Below are 16,977 nucleotides of genomic sequence, written 5' to 3'. Positions count from 1 at the left end.
TGAAACGGCCGAGTGCTCGATAGCAGGCTCGGAATCAGCCCATCGGCCCCCCAACAGGGGGCCGGTGGGCTGGTTCGTGAGTCAGGCTATGATTATCACTGATCTTGATGGGACTCGTGCCCATCGCACTGTGAAAGGTTTCGCGTGGAGATTCTCCAGGTTGTGCTGCAGGTATTGCTCGGAATTACGAGCCTCCTGCTGACCATGCTCATTTTGCTCCACAAGGGGCGCGGTGGCGGTCTCTCCGATATGTTCGGCGGAGGTGTCACGTCCAACCTCGGCGCATCCGGAGTTGCCGAACGCAACCTCAACCGCATCACCGTGATCCTGGGGCTGCTCTGGATCACGTGCATCGTGATCCTGGGCCTGATCACCAAGTTCGACACGGGGCTTTAGCTTCCCCATCACTGCTCGCGTTTTATAGGTAGACGAGCATCGGCTCAACCGGTCAATCGGCTTCAACGCCCATTTCAAGCGGAGGAACAAAATGGCATCTGGTGGCAGCGCAATCAGAGGATCCCGGGTCGGTGCCGGCCCGATGGGGGAGCAGGACCGCGGTTTTCACGCGGACCGGATCAAGGTGTCCTACTGGGACGCGCTCGGCAACGAGACCGTCCGGTACTTCGCCGCCAATCTCCCCGATGAAGAGATCCCCGAGACGATTGATTGCCCGTCGTCCGGTCTTCCGGCCGGTCGCGACAAGGCCAACCCGCCGTCGGTGGTCAAGCTCGAACCGTACAAGACCCACCTGGCGTATGTGAAGGAACGTCGCACCGAAGAAGAGGCAGAGTCGCTTCTCGAAGAGGCGCTGCAGCAGCTGCGCGTGCGTCGCGGCAAGCTGTCCGCAACGAACTGACGTTCTCACGCACGGTCTCGCATCAACAGAAAGGCCCCGACCTCGGTCGGGGCCTTTCTGATGATGCGGGGTGCTTCGGAACGGTGCTTCGTTCAGAACGTGGACGCGGTGAGGTTCTCCGGAACCTCGGCGGCGGCCTCCTGGTCAACGAAGAAGTTCGTGTACCGTCGGCCCTTGATGCCCGCTACCGGGACTTCGTCCCGACTGGCTCCGGCGAGGGCGAGGCCGAGCGCGGAGGCCTTGTCCGGGCCGGCCAGCACCATCCACACGCACCGGGAGGAGTTCAGAGCAGGGCGGCTGAGGCTGAGCCGCTCCGACGGGGGCTTGGGGGAGTTGCGTACGGCAAGCACGCTTCTGCTGTGCTCGCGGATACCGGGCTGGTGGGGGAACAGCGACGCGATATGGCCGTCCGGTCCCACACCGAGCAGCGTGATGTCGAAGCGGGGCAGGTCTGTCCCGTCGATCGAGCGGGACTCGAGCAGTGCGGCATAGTTCGCGACCGCATCGTCGAGGTCGACGCCCTCGTCCGAGGCCGCGAACGGGTGGATGTTCTCCGGCGGAACCGAGATGTGGTCGAGCAGCGCCGTGCGGGCCTGGAGTTCGTTCCGGTCGGGGTGGTTCTTCGGCACCCAGCGCTCGTCTCCCCACCAGAACGTGACCAGGTCCCAGTCGATGGTGTCGCGGGCGGCGGAGGCGTTGACGGCTTCCAGCACTTCCATCGCGACGGAACCGCCGGCCAGGACCACATTCACCTCGCCCTGCTCGTGCAGGATGTCCACGGTCGTTGTGATGAAGCGGGCCGCCACGGAGGCGGCGAGAGCAGCCCGATTCGGGTGCACGAGTACGCGTCGTTCGTTGGTCACGGTCGTCCTTCGGTTTGTTCTGCGACCACATCGTCAAGGTGCGGTAGGCCGCGCGTGATGACCTCACCATACAGCTCATCCGGGTCGAGCCGGCGCAGCTCATCGCTGAGACAATCACGCAGGCTGCGTCGTTTGAGGGTGAGATCCTGTACCGGTTGCCCAGGCTGGGTGAGGCGGGCTACGTCGGGAACCTCGCGCTCGAGGGAGATGACACCGGCCGCCCGGGTGAGATGGACACTTCGTATGCCGTGGGAGAGCGGACCCGTGGTGAATTCGTAGTCGACGGAAACCTGCAGCTGCAGGGCCAACCACGCGGCGAGCAGGGTTGTCGAGGGTGAGTCGGCGGCCCCGGACACCTGTACGGCAGTGACGGCCTCGAAGGGTGGCTGGTCGAGGACCGCGGCCAACTGCGCCCGCCAGAGGGTGAGTCGGGTCCAGGCGAAGTCGGTGTCGCCCGGCCGGTACGAGCCGCTGAGCAGGTGCAGTGCGGATTGTGGATCCGGCTGGGCGGAGGCATCCGTGATTCGGCGGTGGGCAATCCGACCGAGAGGAGAATCCGCGGGCACGGCCGGCGCCACACCGGGCCACCAGGCCACGACGGGGGCGTCCGGCAGCAGCAGACCCGTCACCAGGCTTTCCGGGTCGCTGGCGGCGTCTCCGTAGGCGCGCAGAACGATGACCTCGCTCGCGCCGGCATCGCCGCCGACCCGGATTTCGGCGTCGACCCGCGGTGCCAGCGGCTCGGCCGAATCCTGGTCTCTGGTCGACAGCACGATCACGCGCATGGGGTGCTCCCGAGACGCGTCGTTCGCGGCCTCGATGGCCTCTTCCTCACGGCCCATGGTGGCGGCGATGATCAATGTGAGCACCCGCCCGAGGGCGACGGCACCGCCCTCCTCCCGGATGCGCACCAGCGCCTTCGAGATCTTGGAGGTGGTCGTGTTGGGCAGATCGACGATCATGGGCGTCTCCAGTGTCGGCCGTCGCGGGACAGCAGTTCATCGGCCGAGACCGGGCCCCAGGTTCCCGGTCGGTATTGCTCCGGTTGGCCCTGCTCCGCCCAGAATTCCTCGATCGGGTCGAGGATCTTCCAGGACAGCTCGACCTCTTCATGTCGGGGGAACAGCGGCGGGTCGCCCAGGAGTACGTCCAGGATCAGGCGTTCGTACGCCTCGGGGCTGGCCTCGGTGAACGCATGGCCGTAGCCGAAGTCCATGGTGACGTCGCGCACCTGCATACCGGCGCCGGGCACCTTGGAGCCGAAGCGGATGGTGACCCCCTCGTCAGGCTGCACCCGGATGACCAGGGCGTTCTCGCCGAGGGGGGTGGAGTTGCCCTTGCCGAAGAGATGCTGGGGGGCCCGTTTGAAGACCACGGCGATCTCGGTGACTCGGCGGCCGAGGCGCTTGCCGGCGCGCAGGTAGAACGGCACGCCGGACCAGCGGCGGTTCTCGATGGTCAGCCGCAGCGCGGCGTACGTCTCGGTGACGGACTCGGGGTTCATCCCGTCTTCTTCGAGGAAACCGAGGACCTTCTCGCCGCCCTGCCACCCGCCGGCGTACTGGCCGCGGGCTGTGCCACGGGCCAGGTCGTCCGGAAGCCGGACAGAGGCCAGCACCTTCTCCTTCTCCGTACGGAGGTCGGCCGCATCGAAGGAAATGGGCTCCTCCATCGCGGTCAACGCCAGCAGTTGCAGGAGGTGGTTCTGGATGACGTCCCTGGCTGCTCCGATACCGTCGTAGTAGCCGGCTCGGCCGCCGACGCCGATGTCTTCGGCCATGGTGATCTGCACGTGATCGACGTAGTTGGCGTTCCAGATCGGTTCATAGAGCTGGTTGGCGAAACGGAGCGCCAGAATGTTCTGGACCGTCTCCTTGCCCAGATAGTGGTCGATGCGGAAGACGGAATCGGCCGGGAAGACCGACTCGACGACGTCGTTCAACTGACGCGCGGTCTGGAGGTCGCTGCCGAACGGCTTCTCGATCACGACGCGGCGCCACTGGCCGTCCTTCTGCTCGGCGAGACCGGAACGACGCAGCTGCTCCGTCACCTGAGGGAAGGCCTTGGGCGGGATCGACAGGTAGAACGCGTGGTTGCCCATCGTTCCCCGCTCCGCGTCGAGTTGGGCGATCGTGTCCTTGAGAAGCTGGAACGACGCGGCATCGTCGAACGATCCCTGCACGAAACGGATGCCCTCGGCCAGCTGGGCCCAGACATCCTCGTTGAACTCGGTGCGCGCGAACTCCTTCACGGAGTCGTGCACGACCTTCATGAAATCCTCGTCGGACCAGTCGCGGCGCGCGAAACCGACGAGCGCGAACCCCGGTGGAAGCAGGCCACGGTTGGCCAGGTCGTAGACGGCCGGCATGAGTTTCTTCCGCGACAGGTCACCGGTGACCCCGAAGATCACGAGGCTGCTGGGCCCGGCGATACGATTCAGACGGTAGTCGTTCGGTGAACGCAGGGGATTGAACTCCGGGGTGATTTCCACCGGGGACATGCGGCTCCTTCAAGGTGGGACAGTCGTACACGATCGGTTCGGCGCCGGCTGGCCGGCGCCGAAGAGATCAGCGCAGGGCGTTGAACAGGGTGGTGATGTTCCGTGCCGGATCGGTCAGCGTCAGCGTCAGAACCGGGCGACCGTGGTCGGCGAGCACGCTGGCGTCACCGCTGGCCTGCGCCTGGATCAGCTCGCCGAATGTGAACGGGCGATCCGGGATGTCAAGGTCGGAATCAGCGGTGGTGAGGATCTGCAGGAACACCCCGGTGGCAGGGCCGCCCTTGTGCAGCTGGCCCGTCGAGTGCAGGAACCGGGGTCCCCAGCCGAAGGTCACCGGTCGCTTGGCCAGAGCAGCCAGCAGCTCGCGAACCTCGACGAGCTGCGGCAGCGCGAGTCGGTTCACGTAAGCCTGCACGGAGATGTAGCCGTCCGGGCCCAGTTCCTCGATCAGCGCGTCGACGGCGGAAGCGAGGTCGCTGGCGGCGCCGATCACGTGGGCGGTGCCGCGGATCTCGATGCCGTCGAAGATGAACGCGGCGGGAGCCGGCTCGGGGCGCGCGTCGAGAAGCCCGCGGGTCGCGGTTTTGGCGGCCTCGACATCCGGCTGGTCGAACGGGTTGATGCCGAGCAGGCGGCCGGCGACTGCCGTCGCGTACTCCCAAACGAGGAACTGGGCGCCGAGGGTGCCGCTGACCCGGATTTCGTCCCGTCCATCGTTGTCGGAGAACACCTCCAGGCCGGCGTCGGCGACGAGGCGCACAACCTGCAGGTCCGGCAGGTCCCACGACAGCTCGGGGGCGTCCGGTTCGAGCACGACGGGAAGGATACCGACGCCCTGCTTGCCGGTGGATTCAGCGATGAGCTGCTCGGCCCAGTCGGCGAAGCCCACGATGTGGGTGCCATCGGAGACGATCGCGAGTTTGTCCCGACGCGGTGTGGACGCGGCGATGGCAGCACCGAGGATGAGGCCCGTGTTCTCGGGGCTGTCAATGGCGAGGGAGAGCGAGATGGCCTCCGCCTCGTCGAGCAGCTCGGCGATGTCCACGCCGGCGAGACCGGACGGAACGAGTCCGAAAGCGGTCAGCACCGAGAAACGCCCGCCGACCGTGGGGTCCGCGTTGAAGACGTGGTAGCCCACGGACCGCGCGTCGGCGTCGAGCGGGGAGCCAGGGTCGGTCACGATGATGATGCGTTCGACCGGGTCGATGCCTGCCTCACGGAAGGCGCGCTCGAAGACGCGGCGCTGGCTGTCGGTCTCGGCGGTGGAACCGGACTTCGACGAGACGACGAGCGCGGTGGTGGCCAGGTTCGCACCGAGGGCCGCGAGGACCTGACCGGGGTCGGTCGAGTCGAGCACGGTGAGGTTGACCCCTGAGGTGCGGGTGATGACCTCGGGAGCCAGCGACGACCCGCCCATGCCGGCCAGGGCGATGCGGGTGACGCCGGCGGCCCGCAGGGAGTCGCGCAGAGAGAGGATCTCAGGGATCAATGGGCGGGAGTCCGCGACGGACTCGGTCCAGCCGAGGCGCGTGGCGGCTTCGGCTTCCGCCTCGGGACCCCACAGTGCCGGGTCGAGAGCGGTGATGCCGGATGCGACGAGGTCGGCTACGAGAGACGGAACGGTGGTGCGCACAGCCTCGGCGGCAGAGCCGCTGACGGAGATGCGAAAGCTCACAGTGCGGAACCGGTGTCAATCGGTGTCGCGGACTCGAGCGCTGCGGTCACGGTGTCCAGCAGCTCGTTCCACGAGATGATGAACTTGGCCACGCCTTCCGCCTCGAGGACCTGGGTGACGTCGTTGTAGGAGACACCCTCGTCGGCGAGGGCGTCGAGAACCCGGTTCGCTTCGTCGTAGGTGCCTCTGATGGAGTTGGCGGGGATGACTCCGTGATCGAGTGTGGCCTCGAGCGTCTTCTCCGGCATGGTGTTGACAACCTCGGGGGCGACCAGGTTGGTCACATAGAGGGTGTCGGGCAGGCTCGGGTCCTTGACCCCGGTGGAGGCCCAGAGGGGGCGCTGCTTGTTCGCACCTGCCTGGATCAGACCCAGGGCGCGTTCGGTCGAGAACGCCTCCTCGTAGACCTGGTAGGCAAGCTGGGCGTTCGCGACGCCGGCCTTGCTCTTCAGGGCGAGCGCGGCATCCGTGCCGATGAGCTCGAGGCGCCCGTTGATCTCGGTGTCGACCCGCGACACGAAGAACGACGCGACGGAGTGGATCGTGCTGAGGTCGATGCCCGCAGACCGGGCCTTTTCCAAACCGGACAGGTACGCGTTGATGACCTGACGGTGACGCTCCAGGCTGAAGATCAGGGTGACGTTGACGCTGATGCCCAGGGCGATCGTCGCGGTGATCGCGTCGAGACCTTCGATGGTGGCGGGGATCTTGATCATGGCGTTGGGCCGGTTGACCTTGGCCCAGAGCTGCTGGGCCTGAACGACCGTGCCGGCCGCATCGTGCGCCAGACCCGGCTCGACCTCGATGGAGACGCGCCCGTCGACACCGTTGGTGCGATCGTAAACCGGACGGAAGATATCGCTGGCCGCGGTCACATCGTCGGTGGTGATCTCGAAGACGGCATCGTGCACACTGGTGCCTGCCGCGGCGAGGGCGGCGACCTGGTCGGCATACGCCTCGCCCTTGCTGAGGGCGCCGGCGAAGATGGTCGGGTTGGTGGTGACGCCGACGACGTTCTTGGTGGCGATCAGATTCGCCAGACCGCCCGATGCGATGCGCTCACGGGACAGGTCGTCCAGCCAGATGCTGACGCCGGCCAGTGACAGCTCGGCGAGGGGGGTGTTCTCAGTCATAATTCGTATCTCCTTGTAATGCAGGTAGTCAGGTGTGGTGGTGTCGCGGCGGCGCAGCTCAGCGCGCGGCGAGGGATTCCTTGGCGGCGGCCACGACGGCATCCGTCGTGATTCCGAATTCGCGGAACAGCGTCTTGTAGTCGGCAGACGCACCGAAGTGCTCGATCGAGACGCTGCGTCCGCGGTCGCCGACGTACTTGTCCCAGGTCAACGCGATTCCCGCTTCAACCGATACCCGCGCGGTGATCGCGGCAGGGAGAACGGATTCGCGGTATTCGGCGCTCTGCTCGCGGAACCACTCGAGGCTCGGAGCGGACACGACACGGGCAGTGATGCCCTCGGCCTGGAGCTGCTCGCGGGCGGCCAGGGCCAGCTGGACCTCAGAGCCGGTCCCGATCAGGATGACGTCGGGGGTTCCGCCGTGAGCTTCGGCGAGCACGTAGGCGCCCTTCGCTACATTCTTGGCGGATGCGAAGACGTCGCCGATGGCGTCGCCCTCGCCGCGCTCGAACACGGGGATGTTCTGCCGGGTCAGCACGATGCCGGCCGGGCCCTGGCGACGCTCGAGGATGGTCCTCCACGCCCAGGCGACCTCGTTGGCGTCGCCGGGGCGCACCACGTCGAGCCCGGGGATGGCGCGCAGGGTCGCAAGCTGCTCGACCGGCTGGTGGGTGGGGCCGTCTTCGCCGAGAGCCACGGAGTCATGGGTCCACACGAAGATGGTCGGGGACTTCATGAGAGCGGCGAGACGGATGGCGGGACGCATGTAGTCGCTGAAGATCAAGAACGTCCCGCCGAAGGGGCGGGTGTTCCCGTGCAGCACGATGCCGTTGAGGATCGCCGCCATGGCGTGTTCGCGGATCCCGAAGTGCAGAACCCGGCCGTACGCATTCCCGGTCCACTCACCGGTCGAGTGCTCGGCCGGAATGAACGACGCGGCACCGCCGATGGTCGTGTTGTTCGACTCGGCGAGGTCGGCGGAGCCACCCCACAGTTCGGGGATGACGGTGCCCAGGGCGGTCAGGACCTTGCCGGAGGCGGCGCGGGTCGACACCTCGGTACCCGCGGGGAAGACGGGCAGCACGTCGTCGACGCCGTCGGGCAGGTCGCCGGAGAGTACCCGGTCGAGCAGGATCTTGCGTTCGGGGTTGGCGGCAGCCCACGCGTCGAACGTCGCGGTCCACGCGCTGTGTGCGGCCGCGCCGCGGTCCCGCGCCAGGCGGGTGTGAGCGATGACCTCATCGGCGACCTGGAAGGTCTGCTCCGGGTCGAACCCGAGTACGGTCTTGACGCCGGCGAGTTCCTCGGCGCCGAGCGCCGAACCGTGGATCTTGCCCGTGTTCTGCTTCTTCGGGCTGGGCCAGCCGATGATGGTCTTCAGGATGATCAGCGACGGCTTGTCCGTGACGGCCTTGGCGGCCTCGATCGCGTCGTTCAGGGCCGCGACGTCTTCGACGTATTCGCCGGTCTTCTTCCAGTCGACCGTTTGCACATGCCAGTCGTAGGCCGCGTAGCGGGCCGCGACGTCCTCGGTGAAGGCGATGTTGGTGTCATCCTCGATCGAGATCTGGTTGCTGTCGTAGATCGCGATCAGGTTGCCGAGCTGCTGGTGGCCGGCGAGCGAGGAGGCCTCACTCGTGATGCCCTCCTGCAGGTCGCCGTCACCGGCGATCACGTAGACGAAGTGATCGAAGGGGCTCTGGCCGACGGAGGCGTCGGGGTCGAAGAGTCCGCGCTCGAAGCGGGAGGCGTAGGCGAAGCCGACGGCGGAGGCCAGACCCTGGCCCAGGGGACCGGTGGTGATCTCGACGCCGTCGGTGTGACCGTACTCGGGGTGCCCGGGGGTCTTGGAACCCCACGTGCGCAGCGCCTTGAGGTCTTCGAGTTCGAGGCCGTAGCCGCCCAGGTAGAGCTGCACGTACTGGGTGAGCGAGCTGTGCCCGACCGAGAGGATGAACCGGTCCCGGCCGATCCATTCATTGTCGGACGGGTCCCGGCGCATGACCTTCTGGAACAGGAGGTACGCAGCGGGAGCGAGGCTCATGGCGGTTCCCGGATGCCCGTTCCCGACCTTCTCCACGGCGTCGGCCGCGAGGAGGCGTGCCGTGTCGACCGCCTTGCTATCAATCGAATCCCACTGCAGTGCTGCCACTTGGTATTGACCCTTCTGAAGACAAGGGAGAAGGTTGCTGACAACCCGCACCCGCTATTGTGCGCGCCCGAGGACATCAGCGTCATCACGGTGTCGCAGCAGATGCCCGGTTCCGGTGGATCATGCCTGCATGCACCGTGATTGGCGAGCATCCCCAGTATAGGCAACGCGGATTGGGACGCCGTGATGTGTTCGCTCCTGACGCACACGCGACCACCGTCGACGGACCCGGTTTCCGCCCGTCGCCTAGACTCGCATCACCGCACCAGCATTAGAGGAGCCATGACCGGAGCCGCCGTCAACACCACAGTGGGCACCCCACTCACCTTCCGCCGCACCGTCATGGCCTACCTCGCTCTGACCAAGCCCCGGGTCGTCGAACTGCTCCTCGTGGTGACCGCTCCCACCATGATCCTGGCCGAGGGCGGCATCCCGAGTCTGTGGCTGGTTCTGGCCACCCTCATCGGCGGCGCCCTGAGCGCCGGCTCGGCCGGAGCATTCAACTGCTACATCGACCGGGACATCGACCGCCTGATGAAGCGCACCCAGAATCGTCCGCTGGTCACGGGCGAATTGACCGACCGCCAGGCACTCATATTCGCGTGGGTGGTGGGGCTCGCATCCATTGTCTGGTTGTGGGTCTTCACCAATCTCCTTGCCGCGGCCCTGTCACTCGGAGCCATCCTGCTCTATGTGGTGTTCTACACACTGGTGCTCAAACGCCGCACCGCGCAAAACATCATCTGGGGTGGCATCGCCGGGTGCATGCCCGTGCTGATCGGCTGGGCCGCCGTGACCGGTGACCTGTCCTGGCCGCCGTTCATCCTGTTCCTGATCATCTTCCTGTGGACCCCGCCGCACTACTGGCCGTTGTCCATGAAGTACCGCGACGACTACCGGGCCGCCGGGGTCCCGATGCTCGCCGTCGTGCGCGGCCGCAGCCAGGTGGGCCTGCAGGTCATCCTCTATGCCTGGGCGACCGTCGCCTGCTCGCTCCTGCTCGTGCCCATCGCCGACATGGGACTGGTGTACATGTTCGTGGCCCTGGTCACGGGCGCCTGGTTCATCTACGAGACGCACCGGCTCTACGGCCTCGCGATCCGCCACGCGGAGGTCTCACCGATGCGCGTGTTCCACGGCTCGATCGCCTACCTCACGCTGCTCTTCGTCGCCGTGGGTGTCGACCCGCTGCTCCCGTTCTAAGCCGGCCGGCCGGCCGGTCCGGACCTGCCGGCGTGACGGGACTACCGTCGCCCGACGAGATCCGCGGTCGACGACGCCGGGGAGGCCCGGCCGGCGATCGGCGCGTGGAGGTTCAGGACCAGCACGGTCATGACGGCCACGAGCACGCAGGACAGCACCATGTGGATGCCGACCAGTCCGGCCGGCAGCCCCGTGTTGGACTGGATCAGGCCGACGCCGACCTGCAGCGCCTCAACGAGCAGCAGCAGCATCGCCCAGCCCTGGGTGGGCAGGTTGCGCGAAAACGCCGTGACCAGGAGCACCAGGGTGAGGGCCAGGGTGAGGTAGGCGGGCCAGCTGTGCACATGCTGCAGGATCTCGGGGTCCAGACCGGTGCGCGGCGCATCGGCGTCCCCGGCGTGCGGGCCCGACCCGGTGGTGAGGATGCCGACGAGGATCGTGATGAACACGACGGCGCTCGTGGCGTAGGCGAGGGCGCGGTACCAGCGCGGCACCACGAGGGTGCGCTGTACCCGGCCGGTGTAGACGCGGTGCACGAAGACGGTGCAGAGCACGACCAGGATCACGGAGATCACGAAATGGAACCCGACAACGTACGGATTCAGTTGGGCGAGAACGCTGATCCCGCCGATGACGGCCTGGGCGGGAATGCCCAGTCCCGCCAGCAAGGCGATCCAGAACAGGTCCGGTCGTTCCTTGCGCAGGCGCACCACGGCGAGGAACGCCGCAATGGCCACCAGACCCAGAGCCAGGCCGAGCAGGCGGTTGCCGAATTCGATGAAGCCGTGGATCCCCATCTCGGGCGTGTTGATCAGCGAGTCGGCCGTGCACTTGGGCCAGGTGGGGCAGCCGAGCCCGGAACTCGTCAGGCGCACCAGTCCGCCCGTGCCGACCAGGAGAATCTGGGCGGCCAGGTAGATCCAGGCGATCACACGCACACGCTTGTCGATCCTGGTCGGCAACCACTCCGAAATACGCTTCACCGGTTCTGCTTCCTCTTCGATGGGCCACATGTGAAAACGCCGGATCGCACCACCGATCACGTCGCTAGCCTGTAGAATTAGGTGTTTCATGGCGGCAGCACAACGGTTGACATAACCGCGGCGCAAGACCACGTCGTCCATAACATCTTAGGTACGCAACGTAGCCGCCCACACAACCCATTTGCTTACCGTGTCTCCGCTGGAGGCCGGTGCGGGAATGACCGGACTAATATCCGGGTTGTCGTGGATGGGAGAAGAGGTAAATATGTCTGACGTCCTGCTTGACCGCCCCGAACTCGCGGGGCTCGGTGTCTACGAGTTCGGCTGGTCCGACTCCGACGCGGCCGGCGCATCCGCTCGTCGCGGCATCTCGCCGGAGGTGGTGACCGACATCTCCAACCTCAAGAGCGAGCCCGAGTGGATGCTGCAGCGTCGCCTCAAGGCCCTCGAACTGTTCGAGCGCAAGCCCATGCCGACGTGGGGCGCTGACCTGTCCGGCATCGACTTCGACAACATCAAGTACTTCGTGCGGTCCACGGAGAAGCAGGCCCAGACCTGGGAAGACCTGCCCGACGACATCAAGAGCACCTACGAGAAGCTGGGGATCCCGGAGGCCGAGCGCCAGCGTCTCGTGTCAGGCGTCGCCGCCCAGTACGAGTCCGAGGTGGTCTACCACCAGATCAACGAGGAACTCGCCGCGCAGGGCGTCATCTTCATGGACACCGACACTGCTCTGAAGGAGCACCCGGAGTTCTTCGAAGAGTACTTCGGCAGCGTCATCCCGTCCGGCGATAACAAGTTCGCCGCACTGAACACCTCGGTCTGGTCGGGCGGGTCGTTCGTCTACGTGCCGCCGGGCGTGCACGTGGAGATCCCCCTTCAGGCCTACTTCCGGATCAACACGGAGAACATGGGGCAGTTCGAGCGCACCCTGATCATCGCCGACGAGGGTAGTTACGTGCACTACATCGAGGGTTGCACCGCCCCGATCTACTCGTCCGACTCGCTGCACTCCGCTGTGGTCGAGATCATCGTGAAGAAGAACGCCCGCGTTCGCTACACAACCATCCAGAACTGGTCGAACAACGTCTACAACCTGGTCACGAAGCGGGCCACGGCGGCCGAGGGCGCCACGATGGAGTGGATCGACGGCAACATCGGGTCCAAGGTCACCATGAAGTACCCGTCGATCTACCTGATGGGCGAGCACGCCAAGGGCGAGACCCTGTCGGTGGCCTTCGCGGGTCCCGGCCAGCATCAGGATGCCGGCGCGAAGATGATCCACATGGCGCCGTACACGCAGTCCTCGATCGTCTCGAAGTCGATTGCCCGAGGCGGTGGCCGATCCGGTTACCGCGGCGAGGTGCGGGTGGACGCCACGGCGCACCACTCCGCGAACACCGTGCGTTGCGACGCCCTTCTGGTGGATACGAAGTCGCGTTCCGACACGTATCCGTCGATCGACATCCGCGTCGACGATGTCCAGCTGGGCCATGAGGCCACGGTCTCGCGGGTCAGCGAGGAGCAGCTTTTCTATCTGATGAGCCGCGGAATGCCCGAAGACGAGGCGATGGCCATGATCGTGCGCGGCTTCATCGAACCCATTGCCCGGGAACTCCCGATGGAGTACGCCCTCGAACTCAACAAGCTCATTGAAATGGGCATGGAAGGATCCGTCGGCTAAATGTCCGCCGCCTCTGCACAACTCAATTCCACTCCAACCACCGCGGTGACAGCCAGTGAAGCGCTGCCCACTGCCGAACAGCATGGCATCAAGGAGCACTCGGACGGCCGTTTCGGCTACGTGCCGGTGCAGACCCGTTCCGATCGCTTCAAGAGCGTGAACGTGGCCGACTTCGCTGCGGTCACGGGTCGCGAAGCGGTCTGGAAGCTCTCGCCGGTGAAGAAGTTCGCCGACCTGACCTCCGGCCCGCTCGACGGATCCGTCTACCCGATCGACCACACCGACGTCGCCGGTGTGCGGGTCGACTGGGTCGACCGCAGCGATTCCCGCATCGGTTCCGCCGGTGCTCCCGAAGAACGTGCGTCGGCGAATGCCTGGTCGAGCTTCGAGCAGGCGCTCTCGATCACGATCAGCGGCGAGGACGCCAAAGAAGCCACGGTGACTCGTGCTGCTTTGGGTTCCGGTGCCCGTGGCGCGCACACCATCATCGAGGCGAAGCCGTTCAGCCGGGCCATCCTGATCCTGGAGAACACCGGTGAGGCTCGACTGACCGAGAACGTTGAGATCATCCTCGGCGAATCCGCGAACCTGACGGTGGTGAGCCTGCAGGAATGGGGTGATTCAGCCGTGCATCTGACGAACCATTTCGCGACCATCGGCCGCGACGCGCGCCTCAAGCATGTCGTCGTGACCCTCGGCGGAAGCATCGTGCGGGTCAATCCTTCGGTGCAGCTGACCGGGATCGGCTCGGACACCGAGCTTCTCGGCCTGTACTTCGCCGACGCGGGCCAGCACCTCGAGCAGCAGGTATTCGTCAATCACGTCGCGCCGAACACGCGCAGCCGGGTCACCTACAAGGGCGCACTGCAGGGCCAGGGCGCCCGTACCGTCTGGATCGGCGATGTGCTGATCGGTCGGGAAGCGGCCGGTACCGACAGCTACGAACAGAACCGCAATCTGGTGCTCACCGAAGGCACCCGCGCCGACTCGATCCCGAACCTGGAGATCGAGACCGGCGACATCACCGGGGCCGGGCACGCGAGCGCGACCGGGCGCTTCGACGACGAACAGCTGTTCTACCTGCAGTCCCGCGGTATCACCGAGGACGAGGCCCGCCGCCTGGTCGTGCGCGGCTTCCTCAGCGAGATCGTGCAGCAGATCGGATCCCCCCTGCTCGAAGAGCGCCTCCAGGCGGCCGTCGAAGCAGAACTGACCGCAACAGAGGACAACTAACATGGCATCCACCAAGATCTGCGGTTTCGACGAACTCGGCGTCAATGAGGCGGTCAAGGTCGAGATCGATGGTGTGCCCATCGTTGTCGTCCGTGATTCGGCCGGCGACGTGTTCGCCATCGGTGACACGTGCACGCATGGAGACATCTCGCTGTCCGAGGGGTTCGTCGAAGACGACACCGTCGAATGCTGGGCTCACGGATCCAAGTTCTCGCTGAAAACCGGAAAGCCGCTCAACCTTCCGGCCTATGAGCCGGTCCCCGTCTACAAGGTCGACCTGGTCGACGGCGACGTCTACATCGACCCGTCCGTCACCGTGGCCGTCTGACGCCGACCACCTCCAGCTCCGGCCTATCGGCCACCCAACTTGCCGGCGTGCGCGCCGGAGAACGAAAGAGAAATCGAATTCATGTCAGTTCTTGAGATCAAAGACCTGCACGTCAGCGTCGAGACCGACCAGGGCACCAAGCAGATCCTGCACGGGGTGAACCTGACCATCAACGAGGGTGAGATCCACGCCATCATGGGCCCGAACGGGTCCGGCAAGTCCACCCTCGCCTATACGATCGCCGGTCACCCCAAGTACACCGTCGACAGCGGATCGATTCTGCTCGACGGCGAAGAGGTCACCACCATGACCGTCGACCAGCGTGCCCGCGCCGGCCTCTTCCTGGCCATGCAGTACCCGGTCGAGATCCCCGGCGTGACCGTGACGAACTTCCTGCGCACCGCCAAGACCGCGATCGACGGCACGGCTCCACCCATCCGCACCTGGATCAAAGACGTGCGCGAGTCGATGAAGCAGCTCCGGATGGACAAGAGCTTCGCCGAACGCAACGTGAATGAGGGCTTCTCCGGCGGCGAGAAGAAGCGCAATGAGATTCTGCAGCTCGAACTGCTCAAGCCGAAGTTCGCGGTGCTCGACGAGACCGACTCCGGACTCGACGTCGACGCGCTCAAGATCGTGGCGGAGGGTGTGAACCGGGCCAAGGAGAACACCGGCCTGGGTCTGCTCCTGATCACGCACTACACCCGCATTCTGCGGTACATCAAGCCGGACTTCGTGCACGTGTTCGTCGACGGTCGCATCGCCGAACAGGGTGGACCCGAGCTCGCCGACCGCCTCGAGGACGAGGGTTACGATCGCTTTCTCACGGAATCGAACGTAGGCTAAATACATGGTCTCCACGCTGACTCCGGCGCGTTTCGATGAAATCGAAGAGGCGCTCAAAGACGTCATGGACCCGGAACTCGGCATCAACGTCGTCGATCTCGGGCTCATCTACGACCTGGGTTGGGACGACGAGAACGACGCCCTGATCATTCACATGACCCTCACCTCGGCCGGCTGCCCGCTGACCGATGTGCTCGAGGAGCAGACCGCCGAGGCGCTGGACGGCGTCGTCGACCAGTTCCGCATCAACTGGGTCTGGATGCCGCCGTGGGGTCCCGAAAAGATCACCGACGACGGTCGCGACATGATGCGGGCCCTCGGCTTTTCGATCTGATCCAGCGATTCACGAATGTAAACGGGGCATCGGCCATCTGGTCGGTGCCCCGTTCGTTCTTTCCAAACGGAGTGGCTCCGGTCACTCCGCCGCTCGGGGGTCCACCGCACTCGTGTCATCCGGGCCGGCGGCCGAGGCCAGGTCGGACTCTTCCCAGTTCTCCAGGTTGATCAGGGACGGGTGCGGCCCAACCTCGGTCTCTCCCTCCTCGAACCTGTCGCCGACCGGTGTGTCCGATTCTCGGTCGTCGGCCGGCTGGTCCGGGGGAGCCCCACGCCCGCCGGGTGGGGGTGGTGTGGTTGAATCGTTGTCCATCGACGCCCTCCTCAGATTCGCGCAGCGACTGCTGCGACTGGTGACGACGGTAGGCCTCAGCCCTGCTCACCGCTAGACGGTACGAGGGCGGTGGGAGGGCGATTGCAGGTTTGGAATAGCATTACAGTCGCTGGAACGCTACTCTAAGCGAATGGTTGAAGTCCTGATGAGCGCGAGATCACGTCGCGATGCCCAGTCCCTGGCGACCCGAACCGTGATCGTGCGCGCGGCGCTGGACCTGATGCTGAGACGGGGCTACATTCCCACGACCATCGTTGCCATCGCGGCGGAAGCCGGCGTGGCCGTGCAGACGGTCTACAACTCGGTCGGCGGAAAAGCAGCGCTCCTGTCGGCCGCGCTCGACGTCGCGTCCGTGCCACCGGAGGGCGGCGAGACCGACCCGACGCCGCTCCGTGCGCGGATCGCCGGGGCCGGTTCCGCCCCGGAGATCCTCCGAATCCTGGCCGACTGGATCGCCGAGCAGAACGAACGCACCTCCGGGGTGCACCGGGTGATTGCCCAGGCGGCCGGTGTGGACGCGGCCATCGCGGAGCTGGAGACCCGGCGCTCCACCCAGCGCCTACTCCAGTACGGCGAGGTGGCATCTCTCCTGCGTGCCCGCCACAGCCTGCGCGGGGGCCTGAGTGATCACGAGGCGGCCGCCACCGTGTGGGCGCTTGGGCATCCGCAGACGTATCGTTCGCTGGTGCTCGACCTGGGCTGGTCCGTTCCGGCCTACCGGGACTGGCTCGAAAAGTCCCTGCAGGGGGCGCTTTCGCCGGTCGGCGCACGCGGAGGCGCAAGCGATCAAATATAGTGGAGAGTTGGCCTGCTTCGGCCGAAAAAATTCTACGACTCCCCTGATCGGACTA

General features: G+C 65.8%; 17 protein-coding genes. 9 read left to right on the top strand and 8 right to left on the bottom strand.

Going from position 1 to position 16,977, the window contains the following annotated elements; genetic code table 11:
- Positions 1 to 144: 144 nt before the first annotated feature.
- Entirely contained in the window at positions 145 to 396 is a 252-nt protein-coding gene (gene secG / locus AC0J5J_RS03300; RefSeq protein ID WP_104170978.1) for a preprotein translocase subunit SecG, read from the top strand.
- Between the two features lie 91 nt (positions 397 to 487).
- A complete protein-coding gene (locus AC0J5J_RS03295) occupies positions 488 to 856 on the top strand; it encodes an RNA polymerase-binding protein RbpA (RefSeq protein WP_134423512.1) in 369 nt (122 codons plus the stop codon).
- A 92-nt stretch (positions 857 to 948) separates the two neighbouring features.
- Here AC0J5J_RS03295 and pgl read toward each other — a convergent pair whose 3' ends face one another.
- The 6 genes from pgl to tkt all read right to left on the bottom strand — a co-directional run bounded on the left by pgl (position 949) and on the right by tkt (position 9,179).
- Positions 949 to 1,719, bottom strand: a complete 771-nt coding sequence (pgl, locus tag AC0J5J_RS03290; RefSeq protein ID WP_134423511.1) for a 6-phosphogluconolactonase — start codon at positions 1,717 to 1,719, stop codon at positions 949 to 951.
- Positions 1,716 to 2,681 (bottom strand): glucose-6-phosphate dehydrogenase assembly protein OpcA, encoded by a 966-nt coding sequence (locus AC0J5J_RS03285; protein ID WP_134423510.1) that lies wholly within the window; start codon positions 2,679 to 2,681, stop codon positions 1,716 to 1,718. The genes pgl and AC0J5J_RS03285 overlap by 4 nt, the downstream gene beginning before the upstream one ends.
- A complete protein-coding gene (zwf, locus tag AC0J5J_RS03280; RefSeq protein ID WP_134423509.1) occupies positions 2,678 to 4,219 on the bottom strand; it encodes a glucose-6-phosphate dehydrogenase in 1,542 nt (513 codons plus the stop codon). The genes AC0J5J_RS03285 and zwf overlap by 4 nt, the downstream gene beginning before the upstream one ends.
- Positions 4,220 to 4,286: 67 nt before the next feature.
- Positions 4,287 to 5,894, bottom strand: a complete 1,608-nt coding sequence (locus AC0J5J_RS03275) for a glucose-6-phosphate isomerase (RefSeq protein ID WP_474899492.1) — start codon at positions 5,892 to 5,894, stop codon at positions 4,287 to 4,289.
- Positions 5,891 to 7,027, bottom strand: a complete 1,137-nt coding sequence (gene tal, locus AC0J5J_RS03270; RefSeq protein ID WP_134423506.1) for a transaldolase — start codon at positions 7,025 to 7,027, stop codon at positions 5,891 to 5,893. The genes AC0J5J_RS03275 and tal overlap by 4 nt, the downstream gene beginning before the upstream one ends.
- 58 nt (positions 7,028 to 7,085) lie before the next feature.
- Positions 7,086 to 9,179, bottom strand: a complete 2,094-nt coding sequence (gene tkt / locus AC0J5J_RS03265; protein WP_474899490.1) for a transketolase — start codon at positions 9,177 to 9,179, stop codon at positions 7,086 to 7,088.
- A 282-nt stretch (positions 9,180 to 9,461) separates the two neighbouring features.
- On the opposite strand from tkt, the gene AC0J5J_RS03260 reads away from it, so the two are divergent.
- A complete protein-coding gene (locus AC0J5J_RS03260) occupies positions 9,462 to 10,382 on the top strand; it encodes a heme o synthase (RefSeq protein WP_134423504.1) in 921 nt (306 codons plus the stop codon).
- Positions 10,383 to 10,423: 41 nt separating this feature from the next.
- Here the strand turns inward: AC0J5J_RS03260 and AC0J5J_RS03255 are convergent, their stop codons facing one another.
- On the bottom strand, positions 10,424 to 11,365 hold the full coding sequence (locus AC0J5J_RS03255; protein WP_134423503.1) for a COX15/CtaA family protein: 942 nt from the start codon (positions 11,363 to 11,365) through the stop codon (positions 10,424 to 10,426).
- A gap of 265 nt (positions 11,366 to 11,630) precedes the next feature.
- On the opposite strand from AC0J5J_RS03255, the gene sufB reads away from it, so the two are divergent.
- From sufB to AC0J5J_RS03230, 5 genes are all read left to right on the top strand, one after another.
- The gene (sufB, locus tag AC0J5J_RS03250) at positions 11,631 to 13,049 is read left to right on the top strand and encodes a Fe-S cluster assembly protein SufB (protein WP_134423502.1); all 1,419 of its coding nucleotides are present in this window, start codon (positions 11,631 to 11,633) and stop codon (positions 13,047 to 13,049) included.
- Positions 13,050 to 14,282 (top strand): Fe-S cluster assembly protein SufD, encoded by a 1,233-nt coding sequence (gene sufD, locus AC0J5J_RS03245; protein WP_134423501.1) that lies wholly within the window; start codon positions 13,050 to 13,052, stop codon positions 14,280 to 14,282.
- Between the two features lies 1 nt (position 14,283).
- On the top strand, positions 14,284 to 14,610 hold the full coding sequence (locus AC0J5J_RS03240) for a non-heme iron oxygenase ferredoxin subunit (protein ID WP_134423499.1): 327 nt from the start codon (positions 14,284 to 14,286) through the stop codon (positions 14,608 to 14,610).
- 81 nt (positions 14,611 to 14,691) lie between these two features.
- A complete protein-coding gene (sufC, locus tag AC0J5J_RS03235) occupies positions 14,692 to 15,456 on the top strand; it encodes a Fe-S cluster assembly ATPase SufC (protein WP_134423498.1) in 765 nt (254 codons plus the stop codon).
- Positions 15,457 to 15,460: 4 nt separating this feature from the next.
- The gene (locus AC0J5J_RS03230) at positions 15,461 to 15,790 is read left to right on the top strand and encodes a metal-sulfur cluster assembly factor (RefSeq protein WP_134366452.1); all 330 of its coding nucleotides are present in this window, start codon (positions 15,461 to 15,463) and stop codon (positions 15,788 to 15,790) included.
- Between the two features lie 81 nt (positions 15,791 to 15,871).
- Here the strand turns inward: AC0J5J_RS03230 and AC0J5J_RS03225 are convergent, their stop codons facing one another.
- Positions 15,872 to 16,105: a hypothetical protein gene (locus AC0J5J_RS03225; protein ID WP_134423497.1), complete on the bottom strand. Its 234-nt coding sequence runs from the start codon at positions 16,103 to 16,105 to the stop codon at positions 15,872 to 15,874.
- Positions 16,106 to 16,256: 151 nt separating this feature from the next.
- Here AC0J5J_RS03225 and AC0J5J_RS03220 point away from each other — a divergent pair, with 151 nt between their 5' ends.
- Positions 16,257 to 16,922, top strand: coding sequence for a TetR/AcrR family transcriptional regulator (locus AC0J5J_RS03220; protein ID WP_474899488.1), 666 nt, complete (start codon positions 16,257 to 16,259; stop codon positions 16,920 to 16,922).
- The last annotated feature ends 55 nt before the right edge of the window (positions 16,923 to 16,977 follow it).

This window comes from Cryobacterium sp. TS_SC_7, from assembly GCF_056156285.1.
The sequence above is the reverse complement of the archived record's forward strand: the minus strand, read 5'-3'. Positions and strand labels throughout refer to the sequence as shown.